Below are 14129 nucleotides of genomic sequence, written 5' to 3'. Positions count from 1 at the left end.
ATTGATAGTTAAAAAAGTTTGAAAAACTATCAAGAGACATACTCCTTTACTTATAAAAAAACTTCCTCTAAAAAGAGGAAGTCCAATTTTTACTGTAAACCAACTGCAATCGCAGCAATAATGAAGATTGTTCCTAAGACAAAGAAGAATCCTTGCATCTTAATTTGGAATTTCGCCCATTTTGCCCATTCGATATGTGCAACACCTAAAACCCCGATTAAACTTGCTGAAACCGGTGTAAAGGCATCGACAAAACCGGCACCTAATTGGTAAGCCAAAACTGCAACTTGGCGAGATACACCAACTAAGTCTGCTAGAGGTGCCATAATTGGCATTGTTAAGGCCGCTTGACCTGAATTTGAAGTTACAACTAAGTTGAATAAGCTTTGGAAAATATACATTGCCCACGCACCAACCATTGCAGGTACGCCACTTAATAATCCACCAACACTATGGAGCATAGTATTTAAAGCAGATGGCATATTGGCATCCGAACCACCTAGGACAAGTAAAATCCCTTTTGCCATCCCAACTACAATCGCCGTTCCAGCCAAATCAGCTGCACCGCCTTGGAAACTTTTGGCAATATCATTCCAGCCCATACCATCTAGTTTGAATAGTACTGCAATCACACCAGCCACTAAGCCCATTACAAAGAATTGAGAAGCAATTTCTGGAATGTAATAGCCTTCTTGGGTTACTCCCCAAATAATCCAGATTAAAACTGCTAACATTTCAATTAAGATCAATTTATGACCAAGTAAGAACGGTTTCTTTTCATCGGTAGTTTTTTGAATTTGATCTCTAAAGTGAGCATCAGATTCGTAAACTTCTGATTTCATTGGATTTTTGCGGATTCGCTCTGCGTAAATAGATAAATACAAAGCAGAAAGTGCCGTAATAACAAACCACATCACCAAACGGAAAGTTGCACCTGATAAGACTGGAATACCAGCAATACCTTGTGCTACCGCAACACTAAATGGACTCATCCACGATGCTGCATTCCCCACCTGAGAAGCAACATAGGTAACCGTAACTGCGACAATGGAGTCATATCCCAGCGCTATCACAAAAGGTACCATGACCATTGAAAATGGAATAACTTCTTCGGCCATCCCAAAAGTTGCACCACCAAATGAAAAAGCAAAGAATAATAGCGGGATTGCTAAACGCTCTAAGCCACGGGTTTTAGAAATAAAAGCAAAAATACCAGCATCAATCGCTCCTGTACGCATGATGATCCCAAAAGCACCACCTACGACTAAGATTAATGCAACAATTCCGACCGCAGAGCCATATTTATCCCCTGAAACTAACCCTTCAAAAACAAAATTTAAAAAACCAAAACCATTAAAATCATCGGTTCCCCAAATTTTCGCTGTTTTGTGCAATTTTTCTGACTTATCATAAATTTTATCACCATATAATTTATACAGTGTATCATCTGTCAGATTGATACCGTCGAGTGTTTCTTGTGAAAGGTTACTTTCCCCTTCTTTTAAAACACCTTGCACATCTTCTTTATTCACGTCTAATTCATCAAGTTCTTTTTGATCTTGCGCTAAAGTTTCCAGCTTATCAAAGACAAACTCTTTATCTAGCGGATAATCATAACGGAAAGTATCTTGTTCTAAGACTGTCCGTGTTGCCACTTCACCATTGGCGTCTTTGTACTCAACTTCAGTCGTTGAAAATTTTCCGGCCGGTACAATAAACGTCAACAGCCACGCCGCAATAACAACCATAAAAATAATGACATAAGTGTGGGGCGTACGCATTTTTGTTAAATCACGTTTCTTCTTGTTCTTCATATCTCTATCCTCTCTTTATACGATAACAATATTATAAGTTATTCTAGTCAAAAATCATACGTTTCTTTTGTAATTTTTTTTGGATAATTGAAATAAAGATAAAAATGCCTATTACGTCAATACCTTGCTACAATGCGATTTTAAAAGTTTATAATTTCTGAAAATTCCGATTATTACCGCTGTCATTTTATTTTTTTATTTATTTACTTTATTCTTCAAACGTTCTTTTAATGAAATAAATCCTAAAGATAAAATAATAATATAAATTTAAACAACTACGAGTACCGTAGTTTTAGACAAAAAAGAGGTAGGATAAGCATCTTCGTCTTCTCCTACCTCCATTTTTCAAATAAAAGTTGTTAATGAAGCCCCTTCTTTTTAAATAGGCCAAAATTTCACAAAAATTGGCGCCCCGATTTTCTTAACATTCCTACTTATTGCCGGAAGCTAAATACTTCTCTTACAACTCTATTTTTTATCAAAAAACCGTTTTGCTTCTTATCGTTTTAAACAGATTACTTACGCATGTTCAGCGATGTAGCGCACTAATTCCTCTGTTTTTTCCCAACCCAGACAAGGATCTGTAATCGATTTGCCAAAAACAGTGCCATCAGGTTCTTGCCGTCCATCTTCAATGAAACTTTCAATCATAAAGCCCCGCACCATTTTTTTAATTTTTTCGTTATAGTTGCGGTTTTCAAGTGTTTCTTTAACGATTCGTACTTGCTCTAAATACTTTTTACCCGAATTATCGTGATTGGTGTCAACGACGATGAATGGATTTTTGAAATTACCAGCTTCGTAGCGGCTCGTAACTTCTAGTAAATCTTCATAATGATAGTTGGGAATATTTTTACCTACTTCATTTAGGCCACCACGTAACACAACATGCGCTAATGGATTAGAAGAAGATTCCACTTCCGCGCCATTATAGATGAACTCTTGTTTTTGCTGAGCTGCGTATAAAGAGTTAAATAAAACGGTTAAATTGCCACTGGTCGGATTTTTCATACCGGTAGGCTGATCAATGCCACTGGCAACAAAGCGGTGCTGTTGGTCTTCCACCGAGCGTGCGCCTACAGCAATATAGCTGACTAAGTCTTCAACAAATTCCAAATTTTCAGGATAAAGCATTTCATCCGCAGTCGTTAAACCTGTTTCAGTTAAAACACGTTTGTGCAATTTACGAACTGAGACAATCCCCCGAATCAAATTACTCTCACCATTTGGATTTTGCTGATGCAATAATCCCTTGTAGCCATCACCATTTGTACGTGGTTTATTCGTGTAAATACGCGGAACCATGAAAATTTTATCCGCAACTTCTGCTTGCAGTTTTGCCAAACGACGCACATACTCCATCACCGCTTCTTCTTCATGGGCCGAACAAGGACCAATAATCAATAAAATTCGTTCATCTTCACCTGTAATAATTTTTTCCAATTCTAAATCGCGTGCCTTTTTCTGTGCAGCTTCTGCTTCAGATAATTTGGCTAAAGATTTAACGGACTCTGCATTAATTTTTTTACTAATTGCTTTAAACATTTTTCATCGACTCCTTTTAAATTCTCATTTTATATAAAAGAAAAAGACCCTATCCTTTCCTTAGAAAGGACGGGGTCTAAAATAGACTCGTGTTACCACCTTTTTTTATAGTCTGCTCGCGCAAAACTACCTCAACAGGTACAAAAATACTTATACCCTGGCCCATTTAACGAAGGCACACCATCCGTCGCAGCCTACTTTTTTCGGTGCGAAGTTCAAAGAGGAATTCAGTAAAAACAATCTCGCGCCTCTCAATGACCGGCAACTTCCTGTCTTCTTATTTTTACTTACTATTTCTTATCATCACTTTTAATTATTGCACTTATTGTATCCAGCTTCATTTATATTGTCAAGAAAATTCTAACAATTTAAGAAATCTTTGTTCCCCTGAGACCGTCTTGTAAAAAAATCCACTAAATTGCCAAAATTTACAATTATCAAATGCAACCGGCGTTCTTTAATCGTTCTAACATCGCCTTTTCTAATTGGTAGCTTTCAACTAAAGAAGGTAAAATCATCGTTTGTTTTCCCCGCAATGAATAAATTTCAGCTGTAACCTTTGCCGCTAAATCATCATCTGTTAAAAGTAATTGAATCAGCAGTGGTGTTTTTATTTGCGTCAAGAGCCTTTTGTAAGAATATTTCCCTAAAAGACCGGCAAAATACACTTTCCGACCAGAAATAATGGTTAGTTTTTGGGCTAAGGTATTGCCTTCTTCATAAAAAGTCGCACTGTTAGCTGTATCTGATGCGATTAACAAAACTGGTTGGGGTAAAAGATTGGGCTGTTGTGCTAATTGATCCACCAGAGAATGTAAAATTGCTCGCGTACTCCCCAGAGGCTGCAAAAAAGTTGCAGTAAGAGCAGGCTCTTTTTTTAAAATTGCGTTTACTCGCTCTGGCAAAGTCTGACTAATTTCAGCCGTTGAAAATAGTGAAACTGGCAAGAAAATAATTTCACGACTCCCCTTTGTAGCTAAGTCCAAGATACTTTCAGCTAACCTATTTTTTTCATTAAGAAAACAAATTTCAAAAGGGACAGTAAGTTGTAAGGCTACTTCATCGATCATTTGCAAAAGACTTTGATTTAAATGTTTTTTATCCGTTGTAATTAAGAAAACAACACCTTTTTTACGCTCCATTTAAATACCTTCTTTCCTTGCGATTAATCACAAAATGGCTTTAAAAATTACGGCATCACTCTGGCCTATCATACTAATTTTGGCAGACAATATTTTAGCAGCCATTCTTACTATTCTTTCAGTCTACTCGTGAAGTAACAAAAAGAAAAATAAGCAGTCTTTGACTCACTAAATTGCCTGAATTTATCCTTTAATATAATAGTCTTTAGTTTAAGCAAAGAATAATAAAAAAATGTAGAAAGAAGCTTTCCACCACTTCTACATTTTAAAATTTTTAGTCAAAAGTGTTACATTGCTTGTTCAATTTTTTCAGACTGCTGAATGATACTAAACAGTTTTTTAGCTTCTAGTTGGATATCTGCAAAAGCTTTTGCCTCTTTAGCAATAATTGGTGTAATAATAGCAGTAGCTTCTTGATAATTTCCTACTGTTAATAATTCTTTGGCTTTATTTACCTCTTTTTGTAACTGCTCTTTTTGCTTTGTAATAAGTATTTCAAATTCTAAAGCTAACGTATTGCGTTGTTCACAAATTTCACCCAGGTGTGTTGCTTGTTCATCTGCTTTATTTAGAATTTCAAGTTCCGCTTCTGCTTTAACAACGTTATTTTGCTTTAATGCTGTCTGAAGTTCCGTTAAATTATTTTGTAACTCCTTTTTTTCCTCCGTTAATCTTGCAACTTCATCTTGCCAAGCACGAGCTTGTGCTTTTAATTCTGCTGAGCCTTGCGGGATCTGCAAAATTTTCTTGCTCTGAAGGCTGATGAATGTCAAATCCAGATTGCTCTCATCACTAAGAGTCATAGCTGGTTCCAACTGTTCTTTATAGGCTAACGCTTCTTTAGAACTTTTTTTAATAAATAGGGCTCGTTCTACATGAATCGCAGCGTTCCGATAATCTTTTTTGGCAATCGCCTCATCTGCTTGCTCTAGCGAATGATGATAAAGTTGTTGATTTTGATATAAAAAATAGCCGCAAGCGCCACTGGCTAAAAGTAATAATGTACCCATTAGTAAAAAAATCCGCTTCACTGGAATTCCTCCTCTTTAACAGTCCATCTAAAAAAACTCATTTTTTTCTAATCTAATTGTAACCATCAAAACGAGTTATGACAAGAGAAGTGCTGGCAGATTGCTAATTTTTTAGCGCAAACTAGTGAGTAAATTAAAATATTTTCTAATAAATTGGAAAACACTGCAGGAAGTCAAGTAGGCTAGATGATTATGCTTAATAACTTCCAAAACGGACACCCTATCATTTCACTCAAATTAAATTTCGTGATAAGTTTAAAAAAAGAACATTTTAAGGAGGAGAAATGATGACCGTACCAAATTTTGTTTTAAATGATGGCAATTATATTCCAGCACTAGGTTTTGGCACGTATAAAATTCGTGGCGACCATGGGATGCAACAAATTTTAAGTGCTATTCGTGATGGCTATCGTGCGCTTGATACTTCGACAAACTATGATAACGAGGGGATTGTAGGTGAGGCAGTGCGGCGCTCTGGTATTCCTCGTTCAGAATTTTTTATCACTTCAAAATTACCGGGTAAATACCATCACTACGACGATGCATTATTGTCTATTCAAGAATCTTTACGGCGGATGGGGTTAGCGTATTTTGATCTTTTCTTGATTCACTGGCCACTTCCAAAACGTGGTCTTTATTCTGAAGCTTGGCAAGCACTAGTAACTGCTCAAAAATTGGGACTTATCCGTTCAATTGGTGTTTCAAATTTTGAACCCGAACATTTAGATAAAATCATCAGTGATACAGGTGTCACCCCTGCGGTTAATCAAATTGAATTACATCCTTATTGGACACAAGAAAAAATGGTCGCAGAAAATAAAAAACGCGGTATTATAACAGAAGCTTGGAGTCCTTTGGGTCGCGCCAGTGCATCATTAAATGAACCCTTGATTCAAGATTTAGCAAAAAAATACCATAAAAATGCTGGTCAGATTATTTTACGTTGGCACCATGAACGTGGTATTGTGCCAATTCCTAAAGCAAGTTCACTAACGCATCAACGTTTAAACTTGGATATTTTTGATTTTGCTTTAATGCCAAATGAAATTGAGGCGATTACGGCACTAAATAAAGCTGATGGCCGCATTAACGACCAAGATCCTAACGAATACGAAGAATTTGAATAAAAAATACCTACTTGTTATTTCGGTGACCTTTGTAGCAATCCAAAAGGCTAGATTTTTAGTCTAACTTTTGAAAGCTCATAACATTGGTCCAAAGTTAACAAGTAGGTTTCTTTTATTTAACTAATCCTAATTTCTGACAAGCCTGCCAAATACCGTCTTCACCCACTTTGCTGGTGACAAATTTTGCCTTTTCTTTTAAAGCATCACAAGCATTGCCCATGGCAATTGGATATCCAACTGCATCAAACATGGCTAAATCATTTTCTTCATCCCCAAAAGCTAGTGCTTCTTCTGGTTTAATATTCAATTTTTTTAAGATTTCATGGACACCTGTCGCTTTTGATACATGAGCCAAGTGCACATCCATAACCATTGGTGCAACTTTTTCTGCCACGAGTAATTCATTTTTTATTTGAATACTTCTACGATCTTCTAAACGAACAATTAACTGAATCACGTCTGCCGGTAAAGTTTTAATATCTGTAACATACTCGATATATTTTGCGGCAGCATCTTCTGTCGCAACTTTTTCACTCGTTGCCAAAAAACGATCTGGTGTTTCAATAATATAATGAATTTGTTGCTGATGAAAAGCTAACATTGTTTCTTTTAAAAGTGAAGTTGGGATGGGATGACAAGCTAGTTCTTTTCCTTTGTACAAAACTTGTGTGCCATTAGAGGCCACTAAACTTTCAACGCCTAATTCTGTAGCAAATTCTTGCAACATCAAATAATTGCGTCCTGAAGCAATCACAGGTTCAATTCCGTTTTGTTTTAACTGGCGTAGTGCTTCTTTGGCAGAGGAAGGAATCCTTTCTATAATTCCCAAATCACGAGGTAATTCATTATCCGCTAACGTGCCATCAATATCAAAAAATGCAATTTTAAATTGTGTCATCTCGTACCTCTTTCTAAAACTTTCTCTTATGTTAATTTTAGCAGTAAAAAAACGAGATTACACTGGGAAATAAAAAAAGTTGCTCAGGCTCTTTACACTCTTGCATCAGAAATTAAATTTATCAGCTTTATTCTTTTTAAAAGTCAAATAAGCCTTTAACCTAAAAATGAAGTGTGACAAAAATCTTGCACACTTCATTTTTCCTAAATACCCCTATACTAAAATCAATCTCTACTTGAATAAGTCGAAATTCCTCAAAAAATTAAGAAGCAATTTCGAATACTCTATTTTGTTTCTTAAAATGGTTTACTTCTGTCGTAATTTCATTATGCTACTGCTTGGCAGAGCCATTTCCATGGCCAGGAGTATAATTCGCAGCTTGCGCTACGGTAATTAAACTAAAATTACCTGGATTTTTTACTTGACCGTAAGTTTTACCACTTTCTACTTTTAAAAACTTATAACCATTTGGCGCTTGATACCATCCAGCAGAAGTTTGAATCGGCGCAGGAGTTTCATTATTTGAAGGAGAATTAGCAACTGTTTGGGCTTGAGCTTCTTTTTGGCGTTCTGCTTTTTCTTGTGCTTCTTTGGCGGCTTTAAGTTCGGCTGCTTTTTTTCTGGCAGCAGCTTCTGCAGCAAGTCTTTTTGCTTTTTCCTGACGTTCACTACTTACTTTATAGGAGCTATCGTAACTTGTTTTCAGAGTAGTATAGTTATTTGCTAAATCACCCGGTTGGTAATTTTTTAAACCTAAGGCATCGTTTAAAACGCTTCTAATTTGCTTTAACTCCGTTTTTTCGTCAGAATTTAAATCTCCTTTAGATAATAGTTCATTTGTTGCCTTAATCAATTCTCGGACAACTTTTTCATTCTCCTTAAAGTCTTGCTCTGTAGCCGTTGCACGACTTTTGAGAGTTGTTACCTTACTTTTAGAACTATCATAATGACTTTTTAATACTAGTAAATCATCAGCATCTAAAAAATACTTTTCATTTTCTTTTTGTAAATTTGCCAGTTCTGTCTTATCATTTTTAGTTAGAAACTTATGTTTTTGTAAATCACTTGCGATCTTATTATCTTCTTTTAAATTCGCAACAAACTCTAGCATCTCTGCTTGATTTGCTTTCATTTCTGTTGCTAATTTCTCCGTTTTTGACGCTAGTGTTCGGACTGGATTTACCTTTTGTGGTGAGGTAATTTCTGCGAGTTCGTTGGTTAAGGCAGTCACTTTTGCTTCATCGTCAGCTGTAATAAATGGCTCTTGGCTTTTTTCGTTTAACTCAGTCAAATCTGCTGTTACCAGTTGATATTCTTGTGCTGCTACTTTGGCTTCTTTTTTCACCAATCGTAAGTTCACTTTATGTAACAACTTTTCTTGTTGATTAATTTTTTCTTTTAGACCACTGCGATTTTCCCTATTTTTTATTTTTGTAAAGTTTGTTACGGTTTGTTGAAGATCTTTTTTATCTTGGCTTGTGATAAATTCGGAATTAATCGCTTGTTGTACTTTTTGATCTTGCTTTACTTGTGTATCATAAACGGCTTGATAAGCGTCTGCATTTAACCCTGTCGCAACAAATCCTGCACTCATAAAAGCTAGCACTACACCTAAAATGTCTCGTCTTAACTTCATATTTACTCCTTTTTAAACTAAATTTTGTTTACGATTTTCAATAGAATCACGATACCATTGTAAAGAGATCTCAATATCTTCTTTTAACTCATGATCATCAGAAAGATAATTGTAATAAGAAGTAATTTCTCCAATAATTTCCTGCAAGTCACTAATTGCTTTTACATCATCAGTTGTGTTTTTATTTTGTAAACGAGCAAATAGTTCACGAGACTCTCGTTCAAAATAATGCTGTAACTGATAATCAATAAAAAAAACAAGTTCATCATTTTGAAGCGTTTCTAATTGATAGCGCTTTAAAAAACCAACTAATTGATCGTAGTTCTCACTTTCTATTTTCATCTTCTTCATTTGAAATAAAACAATTCCCATGGCGATAAAATACCAGATAAATGGACTCACTCGTAATAAATCTAAGACTACAATCAAACTGGATACCAGCAACAAAACAACAGACAAAAGAATTACTTTAACAACATAACGTTGTTTTTCCTTATACAAAGACAGAATATAGTAATACTCACTCATCTTCTCTCCCCCAATTCACTTTATTTTTTCATCCAATTCTATTTTATCCTATTGCGTAAAATAAAAGCAAAAAATAAAATAAATATTCTAAATTTGATTTTTCACAATAATTTTTCGACCAAAATAAAAAAACATTCAAACACGTAACACCTTTCTATCATGATCAAAATGATAAAAGTAGCGCTTGTGTTTGAATGTTTTATTTCTGTTAAATATATTGGATGATAGCCATTAAGACTGGTACTACTACAACGAACAAAATAGTACTTGTTGTTACCAAATTCGTTGCGTATTTAACATCGCCATGGGCATCTGCCGCTAAAATTGGCAATACAGCTAACATTGGTGTCGCTGATTGAACGATCAATGTTTGTTTTAATAAACTAGCCAAATGAATATCAAACATAGATGAACCTAAGCTAATTAAACCAATCAAAATAACCGGTGATAAAACAAAACGACCAATTAATGCTACCACAGTATCTCGGTCAAAACGAATACTCTTCAAACCAGCATCGTATAAGACAATCCCAATATAAAGTAGTGATAACGGTGTTACAATTCCACCAACATAACCTAATGTTGCGTTGATGAAACTTGGTACAGGAATACTAAAAATTAGAAATATTAATGCCACAATAAAACCTAATAGTGGTGGTGGCAATAATTTTTTCCAGTTTAATTTAGCTTTTTGACTTCCTTTTTCTTTTGTAGGGTCATCATTTGAAATTAAAAATACCCCAAAAGCCCAAGTCGAAATCGTATTCGTCACATAATAAACTAAAAAGTATGGTAACGCCTTATCACCAAACAAAGCAATATTTAACGGCAACCCAATGAAAATCGTATTCGCATTTACGACCCCATTCATAAAAATACCGCGACGTCCTGGACGAATTTTCATCACTTTTACTAATAGATAGGCGATAAGATAACCAATAATAACGCCTAAAACTGGAAATAAAAGACTACCAGATAATGAAACTAAACTATCTTTAGTCAAATATTTTAAAACAGAAACAAAAATTGAAGCTGGCAACGCAATTTTTGTAATTAAGCTGGAAATATTTTTACCAAAATTATCATCAAACCAACCTTGTCTTTTCAAGATATAACCTAATGCAATCATCAAAATAATACTAATAACACTTTGAATTGATTGAAAGAATACCACAATAACCCCTTCTCTCTTTAATATTCAGGAACCCATTTTGTTGCTTTAACAGCTGCTTTAATGTCTTCAATTGGTTCTTTGTTTAATTTTTGATCTAAGACACTTTGACCCACAACTTCTGCAATTCGTTCTGAAAACTCAGCAAGTTTTGCAACTGGTGGTAAGACTGCGGCACCTGGTTTTGAAGTATCAACTAAACCACCTAAAGCGTGGCTTGCTTGTGATAACATTTCACCATTTACCCGACTAGCAGTCGATGCAATAATACCTAATCCTAAACCAGGATACATTAATGCATTATTAGCTTGCCCAATTTGGTAAGTTACTCCGTTATATTCTACATCTGCAGCCGGAATTCCTGTACCTACTAAAGCTTTACCTTCTGTCCAATGAATTAAATCAGCTGCTGTTGCTTCAGCTAATTTGGTTGGATTTGAAAGTGGGAAAATAACGGGACGATTTGTATGTGCAGCCATTTCTTTTACAATCGTTTCAGTAAAAGCACCAGGTTGGGTTGAAGTACCAATCATAACCGTTGGATGAACAGTTTTCACAACATTTTCTAAATTGGTTAAGTCAATATTTTGATCAAATTCATCACGTTTACGTACAAATGCTTTTTGTCCTTCTGTCAAATCTGGTGTATCTTCAAACAACAGACCTTGTTTGTCTACCAAATAAAAACGACTTCTTGCTTCTTCTTCACTTAAGCCTTCACGAATTAATTCATCTAATAATTGGTTAGCAATTCCGACACCGGCAGTACCAGCCCCAAAAGTTAAAAAGGTTTGGTCGGTTAATTTTTCTTGGGCAATATTCATTGCTCCCAAAACACCAGCTAAAACAACAATCCCAGTTCCTTGAATATCATCATTAAATGTCGTAATTTTATCTTGATATTTTTCCAAAATTGTTGCTGCATTACTACGGCCAAAGTCTTCCCAGTGCAATAATAGTTCAGGGAATAATTTTGTAGCAGCTGTCACAAATTTATCGACAAAGTCCATGTAACGTTCACCATAAACGCGTTCATGTTTATTGCCTAAATATAAAGGATCATTCAATAATTTTTCATTATTCGTTCCAGCGTCTAATGATACCGGTAAAACTTGACTCGGATCGATACCAGCGGCTGCTGTATATACCATTAATTTACCAATCGCAATATCTACACCGTTGACACCCCAGTCACCAATCCCTAAGATACCTTCTGCATCTGTGACCACGATTAAACGAATATCTCTGCCGGCAGCAGCATTTTTTAAACTTGCTTCAATATCTTCTGGTGCATCAATTGATAAAAAGGCGGCATTTTGTGGTTGCACAAATAATTCATTGTATTGTTCAATTGAATCAGCTACAGTTGGATCATAAACAATAGGCATAAATTCTACAATATGTTGGCCCATTAATTTATAAAACAAGGTACGATTAGTATTGAAAATATTCATTAGAAAAATTCGTTTTTCCAAGTCGCTAGTTTTACTTAAATATTGACCATAGGCTTGGACTGCTTGTTCTTCTAGTGTTTGCACATGACTAGGCAACATACCAACTAAACCTAATTTTTCTCTTTCATCTTTGGTAAAAGCAGTTCCTTTGTTTAAAAATGGATTGTTTAAAACTTCAATGCCTTTCATACTATCTTCCTCCTATTTTTCATATCCTTTACAACGATTAGAATAGTTCCTGCCACTTGTTATAGTCAAAAAGAAACGTTATGATAAATATTGTTTATATGAAAAGGATACAGGTATTTATTTACATACGTCAAATAGGAGGTCTTAGATGAATATTCGTGATTTAGAATACTTTCAACGTCTTGCCTTAGAAAAAAGCTACTCAAAGGTTGCCGCATTTTATCATGTGAGCCAACCAACTATTACTTATGCAATAAAACGATTAGAAACGGAATTAAATATTCCCTTAGTCAACCGTAGTCAAGCACATAAAAATGTCGCATTGACCAGTGCTGGCCGCCAATTTCTACAGCACGTCAATACAATTTTACGGGAGTTACGGATTGCCAAAGAAGAAATCAGCCATTTAACAATCAAAAAACTACCATTAGGGCTACCTCCTATTATTGGTAATTATTATTTTCCCAAGTTATCCCCTCAATTGCTAAAAACAGATATTTTGCCCCATTTAATCATTCGGCGGGAAGGTTCAGAGAATTTGCTACGCCAAGTCAAACTTGGTAGATTGGATGTTGGTCTCATCGGCTCATTAGATCCGATTCAAGTTGAATCTTTATCCGCTGAAATTTTAACGAAAAAGAAATTCAAAATTGTAGTGGCTAAAAATCATCCCCTGGCACAACAAAAAGAAGTGGCCTTTGGAAAGCTGGCGACAGAGAAATTTTTATTGTTAAGTGAGCAATATGTCCATCACCATGCTTTTTTACGTCTCAGTCAGCAAAATAATTTGGATCCACAAGTCATTTATCAAAGTGATGATTTAGATATTTTAAAAGGCATGATTAAGTCTGGCATGGGAGTCGGCTTCTTAGCGGAATTGGCCATTAATTCAGATGATAATTTAGTTACGTTGGATTTGACCGATAACAATCAACCTCAATTTCTCATTTCCCTTGTCTATCGCAATAGCAGTATTTTACCGCCGATAATGGAAAAGCTACTCGAATTAATTCGTCAAATCGTCACCAAAGATGAAATAAAAAAAGTTCAAAAAGACTAGCCTGGGTGAAACACCTTCCAAAAATTGGCTGAAAAGCTAACTTTTGGAAGAGATTACACTGGTCTTTTTGAACTTTTTATTTTTTATGATTTTCTTTTTCGAAAAGCCACCACATTATCAGGTATTGGCTTTTCGTGATGCAGTTTTTCTTGTTTTGTAGTCGGCGCTTGAAAATTGCCTTTAATCACTCTACCTTGTGACAGTGAGCGAGTAAGCTTCCGCAGATTTTCTTCGGATTCTTTTTTCTCTTCTTCCATTTGCACTTTCATAGCCGCTAAATCTTCTTTTGAAATGGTCAAATGCTGAAATTTTCCCTTAACATGATGGTATGCCATGGCTTCAGCAAAACTTCTAGGGCCACCGCCTCGAACTAAAAAGCGCAAATAAAGTGCATAGTCACCGGTAAATCTTTTTTTCATCTTATTTCCCCCTATCTTTCCTTTTGGCAGGATGGAGCACCTTGTCATGGATGTCATGGACAGGTTGCTGAAGCGTCATAGAGCCTGTTCTCTTAGCTTCTCTTGATAGCTTATT

General features: G+C 35.5%; 12 protein-coding genes and 1 riboswitch. Of the genes, 2 read left to right on the top strand and 10 right to left on the bottom strand.

Features of this window, described 5'->3' with window-relative positions; genetic code table 11:
* Positions 1–89: 89 nt before the first annotated feature.
* The 4 genes from yfcC to IGI65_RS05160 form a co-directional block, all read right to left on the bottom strand.
* Positions 90–1814, bottom strand: coding sequence for a putative basic amino acid antiporter YfcC (yfcC, locus tag IGI65_RS05175; RefSeq protein WP_438773450.1), 1725 nt, complete (start codon positions 1812–1814; stop codon positions 90–92).
* 519 nt (positions 1815–2333) lie between these two features.
* Positions 2334–3359, bottom strand: coding sequence for a 3-deoxy-7-phosphoheptulonate synthase (locus IGI65_RS05170; RefSeq protein ID WP_438773449.1), 1026 nt, complete (start codon positions 3357–3359; stop codon positions 2334–2336).
* 437 nt (positions 3360–3796) lie between these two features.
* Positions 3797–4501, bottom strand: a complete 705-nt coding sequence (locus tag IGI65_RS05165; protein WP_438773448.1) for a sirohydrochlorin chelatase — start codon at positions 4499–4501, stop codon at positions 3797–3799.
* A gap of 287 nt (positions 4502–4788) precedes the next feature.
* On the bottom strand, positions 4789–5532 hold the full coding sequence (locus tag IGI65_RS05160; RefSeq protein ID WP_438773447.1) for an oxidoreductase: 744 nt from the start codon (positions 5530–5532) through the stop codon (positions 4789–4791).
* A 287-nt stretch (positions 5533–5819) separates the two neighbouring features.
* On the opposite strand from IGI65_RS05160, the gene IGI65_RS05155 reads away from it, so the two are divergent.
* Positions 5820–6659 carry an aldo/keto reductase gene (locus IGI65_RS05155; protein WP_071864846.1) on the top strand — a complete coding sequence of 280 codons (840 nt, stop codon included), beginning with the start codon at positions 5820–5822 and terminating at the stop codon, positions 6657–6659.
* A gap of 112 nt (positions 6660–6771) precedes the next feature.
* Here the strand turns inward: IGI65_RS05155 and IGI65_RS05150 are convergent, their stop codons facing one another.
* The 5 genes from IGI65_RS05150 to IGI65_RS05130 all read right to left on the bottom strand — a co-directional run bounded on the left by IGI65_RS05150 (position 6772) and on the right by IGI65_RS05130 (position 12535).
* Positions 6772–7557, bottom strand: a complete 786-nt coding sequence (locus tag IGI65_RS05150; protein WP_438773446.1) for a Cof-type HAD-IIB family hydrolase — start codon at positions 7555–7557, stop codon at positions 6772–6774.
* A gap of 331 nt (positions 7558–7888) precedes the next feature.
* Positions 7889–9193 carry a hypothetical protein gene (locus IGI65_RS05145; protein WP_438773445.1) on the bottom strand — a complete coding sequence of 435 codons (1305 nt, stop codon included), beginning with the start codon at positions 9191–9193 and terminating at the stop codon, positions 7889–7891.
* A gap of 12 nt (positions 9194–9205) precedes the next feature.
* Positions 9206–9721, bottom strand: coding sequence for a hypothetical protein (locus IGI65_RS05140; RefSeq protein ID WP_438773444.1), 516 nt, complete (start codon positions 9719–9721; stop codon positions 9206–9208).
* A gap of 208 nt (positions 9722–9929) precedes the next feature.
* Positions 9930–10895, bottom strand: a complete 966-nt coding sequence (locus IGI65_RS05135) for an AEC family transporter (RefSeq protein ID WP_071864842.1) — start codon at positions 10893–10895, stop codon at positions 9930–9932.
* Between the two features lie 17 nt (positions 10896–10912).
* Positions 10913–12535, bottom strand: a complete 1623-nt coding sequence (locus IGI65_RS05130; RefSeq protein WP_412256280.1) for a malolactic enzyme — start codon at positions 12533–12535, stop codon at positions 10913–10915.
* A gap of 148 nt (positions 12536–12683) precedes the next feature.
* Between IGI65_RS05130 and IGI65_RS05125 the strand changes: the two genes are divergently transcribed.
* On the top strand, positions 12684–13595 hold the full coding sequence (locus IGI65_RS05125) for a LysR family transcriptional regulator (protein WP_438773443.1): 912 nt from the start codon (positions 12684–12686) through the stop codon (positions 13593–13595).
* Positions 13596–13678: 83 nt separating this feature from the next.
* Here the strand turns inward: IGI65_RS05125 and IGI65_RS05120 are convergent, their stop codons facing one another.
* Positions 13679–14014 carry a hypothetical protein gene (locus IGI65_RS05120; RefSeq protein WP_438773442.1) on the bottom strand — a complete coding sequence of 112 codons (336 nt, stop codon included), beginning with the start codon at positions 14012–14014 and terminating at the stop codon, positions 13679–13681.
* An 8-nt stretch (positions 14015–14022) separates the two neighbouring features.
* Positions 14023–14126, bottom strand: a riboswitch (SAM riboswitch).
* Between the last annotated feature and the right edge of the window lie 3 nt (positions 14127–14129).

This window comes from Enterococcus sp. DIV0755b, assembly GCF_051713765.1.
Classification (GTDB): Bacteria; Bacillota; Bacilli; order Lactobacillales; family Enterococcaceae; genus Enterococcus_C; species Enterococcus_C canintestini.
Note: the sequence above shows the minus strand (reverse complement) of the source record. Positions and strands in the feature narration are given on the sequence as shown.

Bases quoted from the DNA above. Each gene is read 5' to 3' on its own strand.
- yfcC (WP_438773450.1), bottom strand. From the start codon at position 1,814: ATGAAGAACAAGAAGAAACGTGATTTAACAAAAATGCGTACGCCCCAC.
- IGI65_RS05170 (WP_438773449.1), bottom strand. From the start codon at position 3,359: ATGTTTAAAGCAATTAGTAAAAAAATTAATGCAGAGTCCGTTAAATCT.
- IGI65_RS05165 (WP_438773448.1), bottom strand. From the start codon at position 4,501: ATGGAGCGTAAAAAAGGTGTTGTTTTCTTAATTACAACGGATAAAAAA.
- IGI65_RS05155 (WP_071864846.1), top strand. From the start codon at position 5,820: ATGACCGTACCAAATTTTGTTTTAAATGATGGCAATTATATTCCAGCA.
- IGI65_RS05150 (WP_438773446.1), bottom strand. From the start codon at position 7,557: ATGACACAATTTAAAATTGCATTTTTTGATATTGATGGCACGTTAGCG.
- IGI65_RS05145 (WP_438773445.1), bottom strand. From the start codon at position 9,193: ATGAAGTTAAGACGAGACATTTTAGGTGTAGTGCTAGCTTTTATGAGT.
- IGI65_RS05140 (WP_438773444.1), bottom strand. From the start codon at position 9,721: ATGAGTGAGTATTACTATATTCTGTCTTTGTATAAGGAAAAACAACGT.
- IGI65_RS05130 (WP_412256280.1), bottom strand. From the start codon at position 12,535: ATGAAAGGCATTGAAGTTTTAAACAATCCATTTTTAAACAAAGGAACT.
- IGI65_RS05125 (WP_438773443.1), top strand. From the start codon at position 12,684: ATGAATATTCGTGATTTAGAATACTTTCAACGTCTTGCCTTAGAAAAA.
- IGI65_RS05120 (WP_438773442.1), bottom strand. From the start codon at position 14,014: ATGAAAAAAAGATTTACCGGTGACTATGCACTTTATTTGCGCTTTTTA.